The 20,324-nt window shown below is 43.7% G+C and carries 18 protein-coding genes and 1 pseudogene; 9 read left to right on the top strand and 10 right to left on the bottom strand.

Translation table 11 applies throughout. The features are described from left to right. Positions 1 to 230: 230 nt before the first annotated feature. Positions 231 to 1,001 (top strand): NRDE family protein, encoded by a 771-nt coding sequence (locus tag QMA01_RS00865; RefSeq protein WP_191713766.1) that lies wholly within the window; start codon positions 231 to 233, stop codon positions 999 to 1,001. Between the two features lie 185 nt (positions 1,002 to 1,186). On the opposite strand, the gene QMA01_RS00860 is transcribed toward QMA01_RS00865, so the two are convergent. Further along, positions 1,187 to 2,155 (bottom strand): SMP-30/gluconolactonase/LRE family protein, encoded by a 969-nt coding sequence (locus QMA01_RS00860; protein WP_290214116.1) that lies wholly within the window; start codon positions 2,153 to 2,155, stop codon positions 1,187 to 1,189. A 295-nt stretch (positions 2,156 to 2,450) separates the two neighbouring features. Next, on the bottom strand, positions 2,451 to 2,927 hold the full coding sequence (locus QMA01_RS00855; RefSeq protein ID WP_290184296.1) for an SRPBCC family protein: 477 nt from the start codon (positions 2,925 to 2,927) through the stop codon (positions 2,451 to 2,453). 99 nt (positions 2,928 to 3,026) lie between these two features. Between QMA01_RS00855 and uvsE the strand changes: the two genes are divergently transcribed. Then, on the top strand, positions 3,027 to 3,899 hold the full coding sequence (gene uvsE, locus QMA01_RS00850) for a UV DNA damage repair endonuclease UvsE (protein WP_290184295.1): 873 nt from the start codon (positions 3,027 to 3,029) through the stop codon (positions 3,897 to 3,899). A gap of 86 nt (positions 3,900 to 3,985) precedes the next feature. Then, a pseudogene (locus QMA01_RS00845) lies at positions 3,986 to 4,220 on the top strand (IS3 family transposase); the annotation flags it as partial. Positions 4,221 to 4,277: 57 nt separating this feature from the next. Here the strand turns inward: QMA01_RS00845 and QMA01_RS00840 are convergent. Together QMA01_RS00840 and QMA01_RS00835 are read right to left on the bottom strand one after the other, a co-directional pair. After that, positions 4,278 to 5,597 (bottom strand): ATP-binding protein, encoded by a 1,320-nt coding sequence (locus tag QMA01_RS00840; RefSeq protein WP_290214115.1) that lies wholly within the window; start codon positions 5,595 to 5,597, stop codon positions 4,278 to 4,280. A 58-nt stretch (positions 5,598 to 5,655) separates the two neighbouring features. Further along, on the bottom strand, positions 5,656 to 6,138 hold the full coding sequence (locus tag QMA01_RS00835; protein ID WP_203339230.1) for a sigma-70 family RNA polymerase sigma factor: 483 nt from the start codon (positions 6,136 to 6,138) through the stop codon (positions 5,656 to 5,658). Positions 6,139 to 6,376: 238 nt separating this feature from the next. Here QMA01_RS00835 and QMA01_RS00830 point away from each other — a divergent pair, with 238 nt between their 5' ends. Further along, on the top strand, positions 6,377 to 6,847 hold the full coding sequence (locus QMA01_RS00830) for a competence protein ComK (RefSeq protein WP_290214114.1): 471 nt from the start codon (positions 6,377 to 6,379) through the stop codon (positions 6,845 to 6,847). 80 nt (positions 6,848 to 6,927) lie between these two features. Here the strand turns inward: QMA01_RS00830 and QMA01_RS00825 are convergent, their stop codons facing one another. Together QMA01_RS00825 and QMA01_RS00820 are read right to left on the bottom strand one after the other, a co-directional pair. Then, positions 6,928 to 7,983, bottom strand: a complete 1,056-nt coding sequence (locus QMA01_RS00825) for a glycine-rich domain-containing protein (RefSeq protein WP_290214113.1) — start codon at positions 7,981 to 7,983, stop codon at positions 6,928 to 6,930. A gap of 187 nt (positions 7,984 to 8,170) precedes the next feature. Next, positions 8,171 to 8,692, bottom strand: a complete 522-nt coding sequence (locus QMA01_RS00820; protein ID WP_290214112.1) for a GyrI-like domain-containing protein — start codon at positions 8,690 to 8,692, stop codon at positions 8,171 to 8,173. A 276-nt stretch (positions 8,693 to 8,968) separates the two neighbouring features. Between QMA01_RS00820 and QMA01_RS00815 the strand changes: the two genes are divergently transcribed. Then, positions 8,969 to 9,787, top strand: coding sequence for a TetR/AcrR family transcriptional regulator (locus QMA01_RS00815; protein ID WP_290214111.1), 819 nt, complete (start codon positions 8,969 to 8,971; stop codon positions 9,785 to 9,787). 18 nt (positions 9,788 to 9,805) lie between these two features. After that, on the top strand, positions 9,806 to 13,024 hold the full coding sequence (locus tag QMA01_RS00810) for an efflux RND transporter permease subunit (protein WP_290214110.1): 3,219 nt from the start codon (positions 9,806 to 9,808) through the stop codon (positions 13,022 to 13,024). Between the two features lie 175 nt (positions 13,025 to 13,199). Here QMA01_RS00810 and QMA01_RS00805 read toward each other — a convergent pair whose 3' ends face one another. The 4 genes from QMA01_RS00805 to QMA01_RS00790 form a co-directional block, all read right to left on the bottom strand. Beyond that, positions 13,200 to 14,066, bottom strand: coding sequence for a DUF1028 domain-containing protein (locus tag QMA01_RS00805; RefSeq protein ID WP_290214109.1), 867 nt, complete (start codon positions 14,064 to 14,066; stop codon positions 13,200 to 13,202). Positions 14,067 to 14,155: 89 nt separating this feature from the next. After that, entirely contained in the window at positions 14,156 to 14,974 is an 819-nt protein-coding gene (gene tagH, locus QMA01_RS00800) for a teichoic acids export ABC transporter ATP-binding subunit TagH (RefSeq protein WP_290184283.1), read from the bottom strand. Positions 14,975 to 14,991: 17 nt separating this feature from the next. Next, complete coding sequence (locus tag QMA01_RS00795; protein ID WP_203339222.1) at positions 14,992 to 15,798, bottom strand: ABC transporter permease; 807 nt, start codon at positions 15,796 to 15,798, stop codon at positions 14,992 to 14,994. Between the two features lie 81 nt (positions 15,799 to 15,879). Then, positions 15,880 to 17,079, bottom strand: coding sequence for a CDP-glycerol glycerophosphotransferase family protein (locus QMA01_RS00790; RefSeq protein ID WP_290184279.1), 1,200 nt, complete (start codon positions 17,077 to 17,079; stop codon positions 15,880 to 15,882). A 252-nt stretch (positions 17,080 to 17,331) separates the two neighbouring features. Here QMA01_RS00790 and tagD point away from each other — a divergent pair, with 252 nt between their 5' ends. The 3 genes from tagD to QMA01_RS00775 all read left to right on the top strand — a co-directional run bounded on the left by tagD (position 17,332) and on the right by QMA01_RS00775 (position 20,315). Next, on the top strand, positions 17,332 to 17,724 hold the full coding sequence (gene tagD, locus QMA01_RS00785; RefSeq protein WP_203339221.1) for a glycerol-3-phosphate cytidylyltransferase: 393 nt from the start codon (positions 17,332 to 17,334) through the stop codon (positions 17,722 to 17,724). Beyond that, positions 17,721 to 18,890 carry a CDP-glycerol glycerophosphotransferase family protein gene (locus QMA01_RS00780; RefSeq protein WP_203339220.1) on the top strand — a complete coding sequence of 390 codons (1,170 nt, stop codon included), beginning with the start codon at positions 17,721 to 17,723 and terminating at the stop codon, positions 18,888 to 18,890. The genes tagD and QMA01_RS00780 overlap by 4 nt, the downstream gene beginning before the upstream one ends. A gap of 231 nt (positions 18,891 to 19,121) precedes the next feature. Continuing rightward, complete coding sequence (locus QMA01_RS00775) at positions 19,122 to 20,315, top strand: LysM peptidoglycan-binding domain-containing protein (RefSeq protein WP_290214108.1); 1,194 nt, start codon at positions 19,122 to 19,124, stop codon at positions 20,313 to 20,315. Positions 20,316 to 20,324 lie beyond the last annotated feature (9 nt).

The following is a 20,324-nucleotide window of genomic DNA, read 5'->3' as shown; positions in this document are numbered from 1 at the left end:
TGATGAATGTTCATTTCAATTTCTAACCATTCCATCTTCTTGATAGAATAATTTTAAATGCCGGTACCTCTTTCTGTTAACGCAACCGTTCATTGTATATAATGAGAGAAACTTTACACAGCAGTCACTGGCCATTGAGTAAAGTTGTTCCAATCGGACTTTTAAGGCTGGTGAACTTTTTGGACAGCGGAAGCTTTACTAACGGATAAAAATAACAAAGGGGATAAGTTATGTGCCTGATCAACCTACAGTTTCGGAACCATCCAAAATACAAACTGATTGTTGCTGCAAATCGAGACGAGTTTTACGGCCGTCCCGCTGCATCTGCCCGGTTCTGGGATGACGAGCCCCATATTTTAGCTGGCCGCGACTTGACTGGAATGGGCACATGGCTGGGAGTTACCAAACATGGACGTTTTGCAGCTTTGACAAATTTTCGGGATCCAACCAATCTCGAAGCAGGCGCCATATCGAGAGGCGCAGTAGTCAAAAACTTTTTAGCCAGTACCGATTCTCCTAAAGATTATGTAACGTCCATCGATCCAACACAATACGCTGGGTTCAATATTATTTTGGGCGATTCTGACCGATTGCTTTATTACAACAATATTCAGCATGAGTCTTACGAAATTCCTCCTGGAACTCATGGACTCAGCAACCATTTTCTTAATACGCCTTGGCCAAAAGTGACAAAAGGAAAGGAAAAGCTGTCTTCTTATATGGCACAATCCAAAGAAGCGGATTTGGAAGAGCTTTTCGCCATTCTATCTGATACGGAACATGCACCCGATACGCATCTTCCAGACACTGGAGTTGGTTTGGATTTGGAACGTATGCTGTCTCCTATGTTCATTCAAACACCTGATTACGGAACACGCGCTGCAACCGTAGTCTTGTTTTCGCATGATGGCACGCTTACCTTTGCAGAACGAAATTACGAAAAAGGCAAATTTCAGGAAGACAGTTTTTTTGAATTCAAAATTGAGCAGAAAACCCAGTAACAGATTTCGGTTGAAATATACAGAAACCCGGCAACCTTATTTTGAAAGGATGCCGGGTTTCTTTTACTTTTCTGGTTCGTAAATTTGTTCAGCAGTTTCTATTCGGCTTTACGTTATACGCATTTCTGAATCAGCTACTGATCGGTTTTGATAAGAATTAGCAACTCACCGTTGGTTGAAATTCTTTATTGCGCTCCGTACAATGGCAATCCGTTTTCTTTCACTTGAATTCGCCATACTTCATTTTTGGAGGATTCAGTGACATACAGATAACCGTCCTGGAATGTCAGATTCGTTGTGAAGGTTCCTGCGCCTTCCGGAAGACGAATTGTGCCATAACTAAATCCGCTTGCATCTTGAACGACAATTTCACCAGCCTGGAAATGTGCGATATACAAATTCCCTTTGTCATCAACCGCTAAACCATCGGGACCGATTCCTCCTTCGTACTGTCCGAAAATAAACGGAGTTTCAGGTGATGGTGGTGCATTTTTGGCCGGAATAGCAAGTACTCTATTTTTGGCGAATTCTGATATGTAGACACGCAATCCATCCGCTGAAATTGCGACGCCATTCGGATAGGCGATTTTTTCAGCGAATAATTCAGGTTCTGTACTGTCCGCAGGAACATAAAAGACTCGTCCGACTGGATTGGTGGCACTTGAACCCATTGGTTCCGTAAAATACAAGCCGCCATCTTGATCAAATACCAAGTCATTCAAGCCGTTTAACGGTTCTCCTTGATATGTGCTGATGACCACTTTACTGTCCCCTGTTTCCGGATCGTATGCGTGGATCACTCCACTGATATCGGTGATGAACAGGCGGCCGTCATTATGGAACTTCGCTCCTACCGGACCTGGATATTCCTTAACGAATTCGACTTCTCCATCTTCCACTGCCAAAAGTTCTCCTGACATGGGGCTGACCATCCAAATCTTGCCGTCACGGTCAAAGTTGATGCCTTCCATAAACCCGCCATCTCCTGTAACCACCTTTTCCCATTTGGCTTTAGATGGAATAATCTCAGAAATGTCATGTCGTTCCCCTTTTGCTGCAGACTTCTTGTCATTGGCTGCTTTTGTGCCTGCAAAACCGGCTGCTACCAGGAAAACCACAAGTAATGCCATAATTGCCCATCCTCTTTTTTTCATGTGCTGAATACCTCCTCATTTTACTGAACTCATTGTCTTCGAATTTTTAATTGATTGCCACCGAAATATGAAACTGCTTCAACAAAATATACAAGCGGCAATGAGTAAAAACAACAAGGATAACTGGTAGAGTACAGGAATAAATCAGTAAGAATTTATCTATTTTAACAAGAATATTTTTGTTAAACTGGTAGGTTATCAAGAATTGCAAAGATAAAAGACAGATAGCTGGCTTTTAGAAAGCTATCTGCCTCATGCATCTTGTATTATCTTTAGAAGCTGCGATCAATCATCGTTAAACACTCATGCTGTCAACCAATCGCTTGTATTCGGGATACCAATGCTCCCACTCCAACGTCCGTTCAATACTTTCTTTATTAAGCAGTGCCTCAAGAACATCCAAACAAACATGCCAGCCAGCCAAATCCCTTGGTGTATGGTCTGTTAAAGCTGGAATGCTCTCCAGCATACGCAGGTGGGTTTCTCCATCTTCGGGAGTAAGCTCAAACAGGACATGGTCTTCGCCCCACTCAAAACCCAATTGGCTTTCCGTCTCAAAATCCGTAATCGACATTTTTTCAAAATGACCGTTTCCCATATCAAACGAGAGGTGTCCTCCTTTTCCCGGCTCTTCTATCTGCAATCCAGCGAACCATTGATGAATCTTGTCATTATCCGTCAGCATCTGCCAAACTTTTTCGATGTCATGCGACAGCTTCCGGTCAAATGTGGCAAGATAACCTTTTTCAGTGCGGGTGATTTCTGCAGTCATTTCAATTCCTCCTATTGAATCATTTCTATATAATATACCCGAAAGGAAGGAATGCAATCGGTGCTGGAAGGGTATAGAAAAGCAAGGAGTTGAATTTAGATGAAATTAGGTTATGCCTGTATGAACACTGAATTGAAAACTATCTTCAGAACTTTGCGTGTCGCAACTGCGGAAGCGGAAGGGACAGGAAAAATAAAAGAATTGACCATGAAAAATCTGGAGACTACCTTAGAAATCCTCCGGTGGAATCTGGAGCACGATATTTTCTTTTACCGGGCTTCCAGTTCAATCGTTCCACTCTCTACCCATCCGATAAACGATTGGATTTGGTGGGAAGATTCGGATGTCCTGACGATCACAGATGAAATCCGTACAATTGTAGAAGAAAATACCATGAGGGTATCGGTTCATCCCGGACAATACACGGTTCTCAATTCGCCGAAGCCCGAAGTGGTCCGGAAATCAATCGAGGATCTCGAATACCACGATAAACTGATTCAATTGCTTGGGGGCTCCGACATCATTCTCCATACCGGAGGAGCTTATGGAGACAAAGAAGCGGCAAAACAACGATTCGCGGAAGCCTATTTGGCGTTGTCTCCAAGCATCCGCCAGCGTTTGCGTCTAGAAAATGACGATAAAACTTTTACAGTGAGAGATGTCCTGGATGTCAATAAGATATGCGGAGTACCGATTTGCTTTGATATTCATCACCATAACTGCAATAATGACGGGAATCCCGTCGACTACGCTGAAATCCTTGAGACCTGGAAAGGTTACGGTACGCCTAAAATCCATATCAGCACAGGAAAAGAAGGATTCACGGATCTCCGCCATCATGATCTCGTTTCCGAAACGGACTTTAATGAATTACTGGCCCTGCTCCGCGGAACCGATGCGGACATCATGTTCGAAGCCAAACTGAAAGAACAATCCGTCCTGCCTTTTGTCCGGCAGTTAATGAATAAATAAATAAAAAAGGCTGTCCCAAAAGTCATTTTTCATGACAAAAGGACAGCTTTTTTTTGAACGATTCCATGTGTTTCATTCGATTCATTGTCTTCCAAAGCATGTCCCGAAAAGAGACCTGGGCCCGATAACGCAGCCATGGAAAACCTCTTCGGTCTCCTGAAGCAGGAGATGTATTATGGAGAAGAATTGGCATCATACGAAGAATTAAAACAGCGGATCCAACAATACATAACCTATTACCACAACGAACGTATTAAACAAAAATTGGGTGGCATGAGCCCGGTGCAATACCGGACATATGCCACCCAATTAGCTGTATAAATAAAACTCTAACTTTAAGGGTCACTACCTAAAACTTACTTTCTAGACAGCTCCTTTTTATTTGCTCACCGATGCTATATTCGGAAATTCCAGCGTGAATTCAGTGCCTTTTCCTTTTTCGGAATCCACCAGAACTTCTCCATTCATTTGGCTGATTATGCTGTAGGTAACCATCATTCCAAGTCCTGTTCCTTTGATTTTATTCGAAAAATAAGGTTCTCCTAAGCGTTTCACTTCTTCTTTTGTCATACCGACGCCCTCGTCGGCCACTTCGATCCACACTTTGGCAGGAGACGATTTGACGGATACGGCCAACGTTCCTCCTTCAGGCATCGCCTCAATGCCGTTTCGGATGATATTGACCAAGGCCTGCTGGAATTTCTGCCGATCGACCAGAATCCTTGCATGTTCGTCCATCTCTATCATCTGCATGACGACATCTTTTCCATTAGCATAAGGCGCCATGATTTTCAGTACATGATGGACTTCTGGAGAAACCGTAATCGGCTCTAGTTGTCCGTAGGTCGGTTTCGCATAGACCAAATAATCATCGATCAGATCTTCTGCCGTAATGATTTCTTCTAATATGGTCTGATGAAACTCCAGTTGTTTTTCACGGCTGTATTCATATTCATGCATCAACTGGATAAAGCCTTTGATGCTCTGCAAAGGGTTTCGCAATTCATGGGAAACGGCCGCGGCAAAATGGCTGACTGTCTCCATTTTTTCATGCTTCAGCATAGCATTGTACATGTATTCCTGACGTTGCATATGCTCAATCAATAAAGCCGTCAAGACAATGATGGTGCCTTGATTGAGCATCAGCATCACCCAAATCCCAATAATGTCATGCAGTGGGTCCCCAAAAAAGAACGCGCCCGCAAACATATTGAATAAGAGCGAAGCAATTGAAATGCAGAACACTAATGCAATTTTGCCGAGGCGATTTATCCGCATATACAGAGGACGCAGAAACGGCACTCCAGCCGCAATAACGAATTGATTCAGGATGGCAATGTACATCCCATCTCCACCAATGATTATCCGGCCAATTGAAGAAACCAGAAACAAGATGCCTGAAACTACAGGCCCTCCATACAAGGCCCCTACAATCATAGGTACTTGCCTTAGATCAAAAATGTATTGGTCTGTCAGAAACTGATAAGGGAACATCATGCATAATATGATGGAAATCGAGAAAAGAATGGTCATGGTCACGCGGTGGCTGACGAAAAAGTTTCGCTGGCCTGCTGTTGCAAACATCTGATAGACGACAATCGGAAAGATGATGAAAAAGATGTTATTGATCATGCCCGTCATCATTTCTTCCATGTATGTCATCTCCATTTCTTTTTTGCTGCGTCCTTCATTATACAATTCGCTGTTCCTCCCTACCACCCCTTTCTGCATGAATCCGGAAGCCAGCAGATGTCTTCTATTGTTTGAACGGATGTTGCGTTGTAACCTTCAGTTTTTTCAATAGCCGCTCGCGCCTCTTTTTCATTCCGGCCAACGAAATCTTTTCAAGTTCGGCCAATTCCGGAAGACTGAACCCTTTTACGAAAAGAGCATCGAGGAGCCACTTTTCATGTGCAGTCAATTGGTTTACTTCCAGCCATTCCGGTAATTCCTCTATCACTGTTTCTTCTGCTTTTTCTCTAACTCCGTTGTCTGTACAGCTTCCGCGTTCGTTTCTTTTGGTCTCCCGTTTCAGTTCATCCAGCATCGCTCCTTGAATGCTGCGATAAGCAAAAGGAGTGAAGTTTCCTTTTGAATCTTCGAAACGCTGCCATGCTTGCCATAAGGCGATATTGCCGATTTGGCGAAAAGTGTCGTAATCGCGGTAAATATGGAGCTTTCGGATCAAAGCAGAAATCATTGGAGCATATTGTACCGCTACTTCTTCAAAATCTTTCATCGTCTTTTCCTTCTGAACGTTCGTTGATTCCCGGGTGAATCCAGAATAGTTCAGATTGTAAGAAGCAGCCAATCGCTGTTTCCTATCTTTTTGCGTTCAAAAATACTGTTTGTCTTGAGGAAACAAATAGTTTGTTCACATCCATTATCAAAAGAGTTTTTATTTTCAAAAAATAGATTGCCTGATAAAGTAGCGAATGGTAGAATTTTCATGTGTTGAGAAAGGGGAGCTTGTGCCAGTGAAGAAGTATGATGAGAATTTAATTGATCGATCAGTGTTGTTTGTGGAAAGTTATTTCGAAACAGAAAGAAAGTCAAAAATCGTCACTAAAGACGGCGTTTTTTATTCCCGCGATTCTGTTTTGACCTTGATTGATCAGGCCTGTATGATGTTTGCTTCTACATACGAAGGCCGCGTAAAAGCCACGCGGCATAATCTTAAACAACATAAAAAAACAACACTTCTCATCTCAGAAGATGGTTTGGCCGCCTATCCCACAAAGTCTCCGGATCACCCTGACTGCGTTTGGATTTTCAACCACCATTACCGCCTTGAAATCATAGCCCCAACCAGAACCCGCATCATTTTCGATGAATTCAATGTTTCAACAGAAGTCAATGTCTCCATCGGCATCCTGCAAAAACAGCGCAGCCGTATGTACGAGATGATCTACTATTATTCAAACGTCCGTGAAAGAAACAAGCACTGAAAGAAGAAAGACACCTCTCTCTGCATTGGGATATGCCAATGCAGAGAGAGGTGTCTTTCTTCTAGAAAACATTATCCCTTTCAATCAGATCCGCCGCCGCAGCTGCTTCCGCAGGAATGGCCGCTGTCGGAGCCGCCAGAATCAGTTGATTCAGCAGCACACCAAGGATCTCTTGAGTTTTTAGGGCTGTCCAAAAGATTGCTGAGAAAACCTGGATTTTCCGCATCGGAATCCAGCTTGATTTTTCTTTGTGTTTTTGCTATTCCCAGAGATTCAGCATACGTTGTGCCATCACTGTTCGCCGCCCAAAATACGTAAGGAAGCGTCAGCTCATTTGCAGTTCCCGGTGTGGGATAGGAGTTTGCAGAGATGCGAGTCTGCTTTTGGAGAAACTGCTCGAATTTCCCTTTGTTGCCTGCAGCCTGGATATCCTCCTTTATGCTCCGAACCATTCCTTGAACCAGTCGCCGAGTTTCAGGCCTGGCAAAAAAGTACCGGCCTTCGAGTTGATCGATGTCTGTGTCTCTCCATTCAGCCATAAACTCTTCGCTTGGCATGTTTGCATAAAATGGAGTGCCCCATGATTTGACCGAAGAAGGTTTCTCAAGGAATAGTTTTTTGTACATCATATCGAACAAGAACTTATCATCGGCTCCATCTACACCATCCACATTTGGGGCATGATGAATAAATTGTCCAGCAAAATTTTCTGTGAAATGCTTATATTGATTGGTGAACATCAATTGCTGATGCCACACTTCGTCTACGGCTTTTGAGAACATCGGCACTTTTTTCAGAATAGACGCCATAAGAAGAAAACGTTTCTGCTCAAACATCAATTCCAGGATAGTTTCCTGGCTATACTTTGTCTCCTTAACCATTCGATTGTAGATATTCACTTGATAATCCAGTGGATAGGCATCTTCCAACTGTTGCGCATGATTTCGAGCAGCAGAATCCGTCTCTTTTATAAAATCCAATTCTAAGGTCTGTTGTTTTTTGACAAATTCATCCTTCGTCAGCAAAAACAATTCCCGATTTCCATTTTTCGCGTTAACCTTTTTTCGTGTTTCCGAATAACTTGCGACAGCTACAATACCAACGATTGCTGTAATAATTCCAAAGGATACAAACATCTTATCTCTCCTTTTTTAAATGAACCTTCTTTTTCTATCTTACTCCAAAAAAAAGGCTGTTTTACATACATTGGAAAAATGCTTTTACTGCATATTTGCAATGAGCTAATTTTACTCTATCGAAAAAAGCACTTCTCATTATTCCGGCTAAAAATGCCAATCTAAAGAGAAGTACTTTTCATTTCGCCTATGCAGCGTCGTCGCGCATGAGCAGAAATGCGATTTCAATTGCCCATTTGTTCAAGTCGGGTTCCGTTTCGGGATCGGTTACGTAAAATTCGAAACGGCCGTTCCATATTTCATCTTCGCCTTCCCAACGTTTATCGATGTCCAACCCTTCACGTAGTGCCCATTGTTCCAGGGCATCAAGAGATTTTTCCAACTCATCGGGATGCCCTTTATGCAAAGCTCTTACATAGGAACCGCCCGGAATATAACTTGCCACTACACGTTCATCTACCGACACCATGCGCTTGACCGGCACTCCAACTTCCATCTTGTACTTGCCCTCAGAATCTCCCATACACCAATATCGAAAAAATGGAGCTCCTGCCGGTTTGATGCCTCTCTTCTTCAGCCAGTCGAATAGTTCACCAACCAGGCCGTTGACTTCGTCCCATTCCGATAGCCCCGCCACAATAGGAATTCCGACATATGGCTGCTCTGCACGTTCTTCCACAAATGGTTCACTGATATACTTCTGCCCCATCCAACCCTCTCCTCTTTGAACGAATCGAGCCAATAACTGTATTATTCTCTATTCGTCCTGACAGTCCTTTAATTCAGTACAGAAATTTCAATATAAAAACGTTCTAAAATTTTTAAACCTTCATTCGCAATAAAGTCGTCATTTACATCATCACCAGACAAGAAATTGTCACATCATTCGAAGCTCTTCAAATTGACATTAATAGGTGGAAACTATAATCTGAAACAGGTGACTGACCGGTCACTATATGTGACTGATTGGTTTAGGAGGGCTTGAATGGACAAAAGAACTGAGATTATGAAACAGGCTGTGCACCTGTTTTCTTCAAAAGGCTTTCATCAAACTTCTGTTCAGGAAGTGGCACAAGCCGCTGGAATTTCCAAAGGAGCTTTTTATAAACATTTCGATTCGAAGGAAAACATGTTCATCGAAATTCTAAAACAGCACCACGAAGAAATCTCGACGGAAATCGCCAATTACGAGCAAGTACCTGGTTCAGATTCCAAGGATGTCTTCAAGAAGAAACTGGCCATTGAAATTGAACGCACTCTCTCCAATCAGGAATTTTTCATGATGGTGTTCAAGGACATGCCGCTCAGCGACAGTGACAAGCTGAGTGCCTTATTCGGGGAATTGCGGCAGTCGACCATCACATTGCATAAAACCATTTTGTTGGATACATACGGCATGGAGATCGAGCCGTTCCTTCCCGATTTGGTGACGGTGCTTGAAGGTCTGATGCAGCAATACATCATCACCTTGTTGATGGACAAGAAACAAGTGCAAATCTCCAAACTCGCCAATTTCATCACAGCTGCCATCGATGCCGTTGTAAATAATTTAGCGGCGATGGAACCTGTATTGGCTGAAGCACATTCCTCTGCAGAAACAATCGAGCAACTCCTGATGCAAATCTCTGAGAAGATTAAAGCATCTGAAACGAATCCCGATAAGTTGCTGGCTTCACTGGATTTGCTGAAAGAACAAATCGGCCAAACAGAACCACAGGATTTTTTGATTGAAGCCCTGCTGCTTTATTTGAAACAGCATCCTTCCATTAAGAATGAAGTCATCTATCTGGAATATTTCATTTAACGAATAGGAGCTAAAAACTTGAAAAAAATCATTGATTTTTCCTTAAACAACAAATTTGCGATATGGATTTTGACCATTATGGTTGTCGTTGCCGGCCTTTATGCAGGCTTGACGATGAAGCAAGAATCCATTCCGAGTATTACACTGCCCGCAGTTACTGTAGTCACTACATACCCGGGTGCTGCGCCTGACGAAATTATGGAAGAAGTTACGATTCCAATGGAACAGCGGATTCAAAATATGAATGGCGTCGAACTGATGACATCCACATCATTAGCCAACGCTTCCACTATCCAAGTCCAGTACGACTTTGATGTCGATATGGACGAGGCCACCCGCGAATTGGAAGATGCCTTGTCGCAAGTTTCAATTCCCGAAGCAGCCAATGAACCAGAGGTTTCCCGCCTTAGCTTGGATGCCTTCCCGATTCTGACATTGAGCATCAGCAACTCTGGAAGCTCACTGGAAGAACTGACAGCAAACGTTGAAGACAATGTCCTGCCTGCTCTTGAAGGCGTAGACGGTTTATCCGATGCACAAGTATCGGGTCAGCGTGTGCAGAAAGTCACGATGGCTTTTGACCAGGAAGCTCTGGCACAATACGGCTTGACTGAAGAAACGATCCAGCAATTGATCCAAGGTTCAAAACTGACTTTCCCATTAGGATTGACGGACTTTGACGGAGAACTTAAAAACTTGGTCATCGATGGCGATATTACAACTGTCGACGACTTGAAAAACCTGCAGATTCCAGCTATCCCTCAAGCGGCAGCTGCTGCTCCGACAGCCCCAGCTCCTGATGCTGCTGCCGGCGCACAAACACCAACTGGCCCTGATGCCGCTGCAGGCGCACAAGCCCCGGCCGCTCCTGGTGCCGCTGCAGGCGCACAGGATCCTGCCGCTCAAGCTCCAGCTGCTCCAACTACAATTCCGACAGTCGCTTTAAGCGAATTGGCTGACATTGAAGTGGTGAGTGAAGCGGAATCGATTTCCCGTACGAACGGTGAAGAATCGATCGGTATTTCAATCATCAAATCACCAGATGCCAACACCGTTGAAGTGGTTAATGCTGTCAAAGACATCGTTGCAGATGCTGAAGAACAATATGGCTTAACGATCTCTTCGACATTCGACCAAGGCGAACCAATCGAGAAATCGGTCGAAACGATGCTCAGCAAAGCGTTATTCGGTATTTTATTTGCCGTCGTCATCATTTTGCTGTTCCTTCGCAGCTTCAAGACAACATTGATTTCAATCATCTCGATCCCGTTATCCTTATTGATGGCAATTTTCTTATTGAATCAATTGGATATTACCTTGAACATCATGACACTCGGCGCATTGACTGTAGCTATCGGCCGCGTCATCGATGACTCGATCGTCGTTATCGAAAACATCTACCGCCGTATGGCCTTGCCTGGTGAGAAATTGCGCGGCAAAGAATTGATTCGTGAAGCAACAAGCGAAATGTTCCTTCCGATTTTCTCATCAACCGTCGTCACCATCGCGGTATTCCTTCCGCTTGCCCTTGTCAGCGGACAGATTGGCGAATTGTTCTTGCCATTTGCCCTCGCAGTGGTCTTTGCCTTATCAGCTTCTTTACTGGTTGCTGTAACCATCGTTCCGATGATGGCGCATTTGATGTACCGCAAGCAATTGCAGAATCTGGATACTCCTCAATCCAATAAAAAAGAACACAAGCCAGGAAAAATGGCAGCCAGCTACAAACGCATTTTGGAATGGTCATTGAACCACAAAATCATCACATTCGGAGGAGCTACCGTAGTCCTTGTCGCCAGCCTATTCCTGATTCCCGTAATCGGCGTCAGTTTCCTTCCTGAAGAAGAACAAAAAATGGTCATGGCTACTTACAGCCCCGAACCCGGCCAGACACGTGAAGACGTGGAAGCCATTGCACTTGATGCAGAAGCTTCCATTGATGGACGTGAAGGCGTCACTTCATACCAATACTCGCTTGGCGGCGGAAATCCGTTGTCAGCTATGGGCGGAGGCGGAGATAATTCCGCATTGTTCTATATTGAATATGATGATAACTTTGCCGAATTCGAAAATGAAAGCAAAAAACTGATTGAAGAATTGAACGGCTCTACTGAAACCGGTGAATGGGCAAGCCTGGACTTTGCTGCAATGGGAGCAAGCGGTCTGGAAATGTTCGTTTACGGTGACAGCGTGGAAGACATTCAAACAGCCATCAATGAAATCCAGCCGTTCATGGAAGACAACGATGGTTTAGAAAACACAGAGTCCAGCTTGACTGAAGCTTATGATCAGTTTACTTTGGTAGCTAATCAGGAAAGCTTGAGCGAAAACGGCTTAACTGCTGCCCAAATCGGTATGGCGTTAAGCAGCGTTGGCGAAGCTCCTGTATTGACCACCGTTACGAACGAAGATAAAGAACTGAACGTATATATCGAAACAGAAGAAACCGAATACGCGGGAATTGATGACGTAACAGCCATCGAAATTCCAACTGCCCTTGGTTCGACTGTGACAGTCGGTGAAGTCATGGAAGTGGAAGAAGGCAAATCGCCGGATACCATCAACCGCAGAGATGGCCAAATGTATGCATCTCTGACTGCAGACGTTCTTGGCAACAATGCTGCGGAAATCACTGCGGAAATCGATGAGCAGGTAGCAGAGCTTGACCTTCCTTCCGGTGTCACTACTGATCACGGCGGCGTAACTGAACAGATCAACGAATCGTTCACTCAGCTTGGTTTGGCAATGCTTGCAGCCATCGCGATCGTTTACTTTGTATTGGTTGTCACATTCGGAGGCGCACTCGCTCCATTCTCTATCCTGTTCTCGTTGCCATTCACGGTAATCGGTGTACTTGTGGCGTTATGGATTACTGGAGAAGCATTGAGTGTCAACGCATTGATTGGTGTTTTGATGCTGATCGGCATCGTTGTCACAAATGCCATCGTTTTGATTGACCGCGTCATCCACATGGAAAAAGCCGGATTGACAACACGCGAAGCCCTTCTTGAAGGCGGCGTGACACGTCTGCGCCCTATCCTGATGACTGCTTTAGCAACTATCGGTGCTTTAATTCCGCTTGCTATTGGCGTGGAAGGCGGGGGCGGCGGATTAATTTCCCAAGGCCTCGGCATCACGGTTATCGGCGGATTAATCAGCTCGACTTTACTGACATTGGTTATTGTGCCGATCGTCTATGAGGTCGTGTCGAAGTTCCGTAAGAAACAAATAGATTAAGCTTTCAAATAAAGGCAGCTCACTCATGAGCTGCCTTTTTTCATGCTTATTTTTGGTGAGCGCACCTCATTTGGCTGTAAGCGCACCTCAACTGGCCAACACCGCACCTCGCAGCCTCACAAGCGCACCTCACACCAAAAAAAGCCTGCTCAGCTATCCTGAACAGGCTCTAAACTCATTGTTTTTTCAAATATGCCAATACCGATTCATCGATCAGCGCTTCTTCTGACCAATGATCGTCGAAGTTCTCCCGCAGCACAAATGCCTTCAATGCCTCTTTCACTTCCGCGTTATAGCTGTTGTAGTCGCCCATCCCCAATAAACTAAGCTTCACCAATTGTTCTACAACCGTTTTCAGCACATCCCCTTCGATGGCCAGTTTGTCTTCTGACGGGGCGGCATACATTTTATGCAGCTCATACAGCCGCTGCAATTCTTCGATTGGCTCGGGATGGTCATCCACCCGCAGATCCACTTTGACATCGTTATAGCCGCCGTACCCAGCGCCTTCCTGCACAACATAAACAGCAGCCGACTGTTTCCCTCTGCTGTCGCCTCCTGCGTGTTGAGCAGCTGCGACGGCCTTCAGCATGCGTTCAGCCAATGGGCCTTCCGACGCTTCAAATGTCCAGCTCATTTCACTGACTGTTTCTTCACTGATCAGAATATTGCCTTGGCAGGAATGATGCTTCCCTATTATATGTCCGGCCCAGTCATAGCATTCATGTCCAGTGAAGGCACTAGCCTCTCCTTCTGCATTGATGACCGCCACCTGGCGCAAACTTCTGTCTGGATCGTCGGCAACGAGCTTGTCGATGACTTCTTCAGGCGACAAGCCTTTTTCCAATAATGCCAATCCCTCAGGTCCAAAAGCGGTATTCGCCCAGGACTGTGTGGCAACTGCGCCTACATTGGCTTTTGCCCATGGAACCACCGATCCGACTGCTAAAAACTTCGACTGGACAGCGACGCCCACTTCTCCGGTTTCCGGATCTGCTGCGACAATTGAAAATGTCGCAACTAATTGTTCTTTGTTTATCATGTCGTTTCACCCCTTTTCTCTACTGTAGAATAATCAAGAAAAAATTTCCTCTCTTAGCAATTCTGAGCACAAAAAATCTGCAGCAATCCTCAAAGGACTTCTGCAGATTCTGTGTTTTTCTTTGATTGGCGGTCAAGGGCAGTTGTTCGGTATTTCTTTTTATCCGCTTTTGACAATGCTTTATATTCGGCCAAGAAAGTTTCATACTTGGCAATCACTTCTTTGGTGGGACCGTATTCTTTGACCACTCCGAACTCCAACCATAAAATCTGGTCGCAGAATTTTTTCATCTGCGAAATCGAGTGGCTGACAAAAAACATGGTCTTGCCTTTTTCCTTGAACTCCATCATCTTGGCAAGGCTTTTTTCTGAAAAGGCCTTATCTCCGACTGATAGAGCTTCGTCCACAATCAGAATATCGGGGTTGACGCGTACAGAAATGGAAAAGCCCAGACGCGACTTCATGCCGCTGGAGTATGTTTTCACAGGTTGGTCGATGAATTTCTCCAACTCCGCAAATTCAATGATTTCATCTTCCATTGCTGCAATTTCCTTTTTGGAAAAGCCAAGCATCAATAGCTTGAGTTCAATATTCTCACGGCCGGATAACTTGCCATCCAGTCCGGCATTTACCGCGATCAACGCCACATTGCCGTCGCTTGTCACTTGGCCGTTCGTCGCCGGAATAACGCCTGCGATGATATTCGCCAAAGTTGATTTGCCGGAACCGTTAATGCCGACAAGCCCAACGATTGAGCCTTTCTCGACATCAAACGAGACATTCTGCAAGGCGAAGAAATCTTCCCCATAGTCTTTATAGGGAACCAGCAGATCCAGAATCCGTTCAGATTGCTTCTTATATAATTTATAGCGTTTCGAGACATTTTTAACTTCTACTGAATTAACCAACAGTTTCACTTCCAATTTTATAAAAAGTCGATAAACTGACTTCTAAATTTCACGTGAAGATATGCACCGACCATGAATGTAATTGCGACTACTCCAATGAAATAAAGGGTGTAGACAGGATTCTCAAGAAAGTACCAGCCTTCCCCAAGCAACGAATAACGATAGCCTTCAATCACATAGTAGAAAGGATTAAGCATCATGTAAGGCTGCCACGATTCAGGCAGCAAAGTCGGCGGCCACAAAATCGGAGACAAATACAATAGCATCCGCATGACCGACTGCAGCAACATTTGGACATCCCGGATGATTGTCGACAAAGTCGACGTAATCAGGGCGAGACTGAACAAAAATACGAGCAGGCCAATGATGTAAATCGGCAACTGCACATAATAGATGGAAATCGGGAATCCGATAAATTGCAGGACCACCATTCCGAGAGCTAATAATACCAGATGCGGGTAAAATTGCGCAAAGATTGTATAGTTCGGAATGACGCTCATCGGAAAATTCATCTTGGACAGCATCCTGATTTTGCTGTAAATCGATTTGGATGATTTCATGACACTGTTATTGATGAAGAACCATACCAGTATCCCGGCAAACATCCACTGGAAATAAGGGATATCGCCGACCGCTTCCCTTTGCCGGATTCCAAAACCGAATACGAACCAGTAAATCAGTATCTGGATTGCCGGATTGATGATTTCCCATGCTGCCCCAAGATAGTTGCCTCTTGTTAAACTGCGTAATTCATAAACAGACAACCTTTTAACCAAATAAAAGAATTGAAACTGCTCTTTAATAACTTTTATAGCTGATTTCATAATGTATCCTCACTTAATCACTTTTTATCTCATTAAACAATCAGCAATGTGTTTTGCTGTATTAACTCTCACTCACGTTCTTCACTTCAAAAAAGTATTCACTACCCGCTCTGTTGCCTTCCCATCCTCCAAGGAAGAAAAACGATTTTTAAACTCACTGAATGTTGAGCTTAATTGGACATTGCTATCAGACATCGCCCGGATCGCCTGAAACAATTCCTTTTCGGTCTGGACAATCGGTCCAGGTGCATCTTTTTCGATATCGATGTAGAAACCGCGGAGCTGGTCGCGATAGTTTTCCAAGTCATACATAAAGAAAATAATCGGACGATTTAAGATAGCATAGTCGAAAAAGACGGATGAGTAATCCGTGATCAGCAAATCAGAAGCGAGATAAAGATCGCGGATGTCCGGATATAATGACACATCGTAGACTACGCCTTCATAGGCCGAGAAATCAAAGTTTTCAGCAACTAAATAGTGCATGCGGGACAGCAGCACCCATTCGTCCCCGAATTCCTTTATCCAGTTTTCCAAATCAAATTGGAACTCGAACTTGTATTTCCCTTTTTGGTAAAACTCATTATCTCTCCACGTAGGAGCATATAACATGACTTTCTTGTCTTCAGCAATCCCTAAATCCTTCTTCAGGCTGCTGATCAGTGTATCCGAATGATTGGTCAACAAATCATTGCGTGGATATCCCGACTCGATAACTTCCCCATTATAATGGAAAGCACGCTTAAAAATCTCGGTTGAATAAGGATTAGGTGAAACTAAGTAGTCCCATTTCTCCGATTCCAGGGCAAAATTCTTTTTATAGGAGTCGGTTTTCGTATTGGGCATATGAATCTCCTCGATATCCAGCCCAAGTTTTTTCAAAGGGGTTCCATGCCAGGTTTGGAGATAAACCGTACCGGAAGGTTTTGGCATCCATCGAGGCAGCCGGACATTGTTCACCCAATATTCAGCTCGTGGGAATGTCCAAAACCACTCGAAAGTAAAACGCTGAATATAAGGCACATTAAAACTCTCAAATAAGTGGATGGCACTTTTGTCAACACTCCAAAGAAGCCGGTAGTCCGGATGATTTTCTTTCATGTATTCATAGATAGAACGCGGACTGTCACTAAATTGTTTCGCATGAAAGCTTTCAAACACCATTAATTTCTTCTTTTTCGGAAGTTTTCCAAGTATGACGAAAACAGCGCGGAAGAGCCTTCTTGTGACGCTGCTATTTTTTAACCCTTTAATTTTTTGGATAAAACTCAAATTAGTCACCTTACTTCTTTCTTGAAAAGTCAAATGAGCAAAATTCCATTACAGAAAACAGAATCTTATCAACCTTTATTTTATACTGAACCTGTGAGGATCTTTAGCTTCTTTCAAATGCATCTTTTTTTGAAAAAAAACGTCTAATGCCTTGTACGTACTCTACATTTTCAATAGCTATTACACATGATAACATATAAGATGGTATCATAGCATATTGTTAAATAAATCGAAAATAAGCATTTTTGGAGTGAACAAATTATGAAGAAAGTAATTACTTACGGGACCTTTGACTTAATTCACCATGGCCATATCAATATATTAAAGCGGGCGAAAGAGTATGGCGATTATTTGATTGTCGGCTTGTCATCGGACGAATTTAATGCTATCAAAGGAAAAGCAGCCTATCACTCTTACGAAGAACGCAAATTAATCCTTGAAGCGATCAAATACGTGGATGAAGTGATTCCCGAACACAATTGGGGCCAAAAAGTAGATGATATTCAGAAGAATAATGTAGATTTGTTTGTAATGGGATCTGACTGGGAAGGCAAATTTGATGAGCTGATGGATTATTGTGAAGTGCTTTATTTGCCGAGAACCGAAGGCATCTCAACTACAAAAATCAAAACCGACCTTTACAACAAACAATGATAAAGGAATTCGGAATATCTATTTATCTGTTTTTATTCAAAGTTTTCTTTTCCCTGTTCAATCTTTTCCCCATGAAAAATAAAACGGTCTTTCTTTCTTCATTTGGTGACAATGCGTTTTTCATTGCGAAAGAATTAGCGAAGTCGGAAAAGCATCAAATTATTTTCATCAACCAATCCAGATGCAAAATCGACTTCACTGCTGTCCCTACAACCAATAAAAAGATATACAGCTTTGAAACGTCCAATATTTTGGATACGTTTTTATCGATTTACCATTTGGCTACCGCAAAATACGTTTTTGTCGACAATTATGCAGGCGTCCTTTCCGTCATCCGCTTCCGCCAAGAAGTAAAATGCATTCAATTGTGGCATGCGGCTGGAGCCATCAAGAAATTTGGGTGGAGCGATCCTGAAACATCCGCCAGAAGCGAGCGGGCCAAGCAGCGCTTTCAGCAAGTATACGACCGGTTTCAATACATTCCTGTCGGCTCCCAGCAAATGGCGGATATCTTTTCTGAATCCTTCCATGTGGATCAAAGCCATTTTATCTACACTGGGGTTCCTCAGACTGATTTCTATTTCGATAAAGCTGCAAAAGAAAATGCTTACGCCAAATTAATCGAGAGATATCCAATCATTGCAGGAAAAAAAGTGGTATTGTATGCCCCTACTTTCCGGAAAAATTCGTTGCACAGTATGAAAGTTCAATTAGAGGTATCAGAGTTTCTCGAAAAAATGGATGGGGATTATGTGCTCATGATCCGGCTGCATCCATCTGTCCAAGAAGTAACCAACATAGTGGATCATCCACGGGTCCTGTTGGCCACTGACTATCCCCACCTCAGCGATCTGCTGATCGTCAGCGACATCTTGATCACCGATTATTCGTCTATCCCAGTGGAGTTCTCGCTGCTCGGGAAAAAGATGATTTTCTATACGTATGACTTGGAAGATTACGGCAAGACCCAAGGAATATGGGCGGAAAGCAATCTTTATTTCCCTGGCCCGATCGCTAAGACCACAACAGAAGTGCTTGCGCATATTCAAGATTCTTCTGTGGACCATGAAAAAATTGATTTGTTCCGCAGCCATTGGAATACATATTCGACTGGCCACAGCACTTGTCAGCTCATCACCGCCATTTACGATACAAAAGATTTATAAAGAAAAATCCAGCTGCCCAATCTATGGACAACTGGATTTTTTCTTTTTGGATACACTAATTAATTTTCAAAATATTCAGTTTAAATTAGCCCTTATTGCTCATCCATGTGGTATAATATGATTAGAGAATCTGCAAAAATCCCTCCCCAATCTTCCACCATAGTTACCGGCCTAATCTCTCCTATACATACGCTGGCTCGGCTCAGCGCACTAAATAAAGGGGTGAGAAAGGTGCTTTCTAAATGGATTAAAGTTGCAGCAGCTATGTTACTGATCCTGTTTACTGTGTTCTTCTTCTCCAGCCAGCCACAAGCAGCAAGCTCCACCTATGTCACAAAAGGCAGCACCACCAGCAAAGTTGTCGCTCTTACTTTCGATGACGGTTCAGATGGCACAAACATCAATAAAATTCTGGATGTCCTATCTGCCCATAACGTCAAAGCCACATTCTTTTTGACAGGTTCCGGAGCAAAAAACCATCCGACCTGGATCAACAACATCTCAGCCAAAGGCCATCAGCTCGGCAACCATTCTTATTCACATCCCGATTTCACGAAAATCTCAGCTGCTAAGATAAAAAGTGAATTGGCTACCACCGAAACGACCATTAAAGGGATAACAGGAAAATCGACCAAACCGATTTTTAGAGCCCCTTTTGGTGCATCCAATTCAACTGTCCTTAAAACTGTAGGTGAAGCTGGATATACCCATACGATTCAGTGGAATATCGACACGGTCGACTGGAAAGGCGTTTCATCCACTCAAATCACCAATAAGGTCCTGAACAATATTGTACCGGGATCAATCATTTTGATGCATACCGGCGCAGGTGCCTCTGGGACTCCCGGTGCTTTGCCAGGCATGATCAGCAAATTGAAAGCCCAGGGCTATAAATTTGTGACGGTCTCTGAATTATTGAGATTGCCTTCTGCTCCAGCAAGTGGAACCAAATACACAGTCAAAGCCGGTGATACTCTCTATAGCATTGCGGAAAAATACAATGTCACTGTTGCTGCACTGGCCAAAGCCAATAACATCACCAATTATAATTTAATCCGCGTAGGCCAGGTATTAACGATTCCCGGAAAAACTACTGCACCCCCTGCCACTTCAGTAAAATACACGGTTAAGGCCGGTGATACCCTTTACAGCATTGCGAAAAAATACAATGTCACCGTTGCGGCGCTAGCCAAAGCCAATAATATCACCAATTATAGTTTAATCCGTGTCGGCCAAGTCTTGACGATTCCTGGGAAAACCACTGCACCGCCTGCTACTTCTGTGAAATACACTGTGAAAGCAGGTGATACCCTTTACAGCATTGCACGCACCTATAAAACGACCGTTGCCAAGATTGCAGCAGCCAATAAAATAACCAATGTCAATTCACTTCGTGTAGGACAAGTGCTGGTGATTCCGAGATAATAGAAAAAG

The sequence above is a fragment of the Planococcus notacanthi genome, assembly GCF_030407825.1.
Taxonomy (GTDB): Bacteria; Bacillota; Bacilli; order Bacillales_A; family Planococcaceae; genus Planococcus; species Planococcus notacanthi.
Note: the sequence above shows the minus strand (reverse complement) of the source record. Positions and strands in the feature narration are given on the sequence as shown.

Bases quoted from the DNA above. Each gene is read 5' to 3' on its own strand.
- QMA01_RS00865 (WP_191713766.1), top strand. From the start codon at position 231: ATGTGCCTGATCAACCTACAGTTTCGGAACCATCCAAAATACAAACTG.
- QMA01_RS00860 (WP_290214116.1), bottom strand. From the start codon at position 2,155: ATGAAAAAAAGAGGATGGGCAATTATGGCATTACTTGTGGTTTTCCTG.
- QMA01_RS00855 (WP_290184296.1), bottom strand. From the start codon at position 2,927: ATGACTGCAGAAATCACCCGCACTGAAAAAGGTTATCTTGCCACATTT.
- uvsE (WP_290184295.1), top strand. From the start codon at position 3,027: ATGAAATTAGGTTATGCCTGTATGAACACTGAATTGAAAACTATCTTC.
- QMA01_RS00835 (WP_203339230.1), bottom strand. From the start codon at position 6,138: ATGAAAGATTTTGAAGAAGTAGCGGTACAATATGCTCCAATGATTTCT.
- QMA01_RS00825 (WP_290214113.1), bottom strand. From the start codon at position 7,983: ATGTTTGTATCCTTTGGAATTATTACAGCAATCGTTGGTATTGTAGCT.
- QMA01_RS00820 (WP_290214112.1), bottom strand. From the start codon at position 8,692: ATGGGGCAGAAGTATATCAGTGAACCATTTGTGGAAGAACGTGCAGAG.
- QMA01_RS00815 (WP_290214111.1), top strand. From the start codon at position 8,969: ATGGACAAAAGAACTGAGATTATGAAACAGGCTGTGCACCTGTTTTCT.
- QMA01_RS00805 (WP_290214109.1), bottom strand. From the start codon at position 14,066: ATGATAAACAAAGAACAATTAGTTGCGACATTTTCAATTGTCGCAGCA.
- QMA01_RS00795 (WP_203339222.1), bottom strand. From the start codon at position 15,798: ATGAAATCAGCTATAAAAGTTATTAAAGAGCAGTTTCAATTCTTTTAT.
- tagD (WP_203339221.1), top strand. From the start codon at position 17,332: ATGAAGAAAGTAATTACTTACGGGACCTTTGACTTAATTCACCATGGC.
- QMA01_RS00780 (WP_203339220.1), top strand. From the start codon at position 17,721: ATGATAAAGGAATTCGGAATATCTATTTATCTGTTTTTATTCAAAGTT.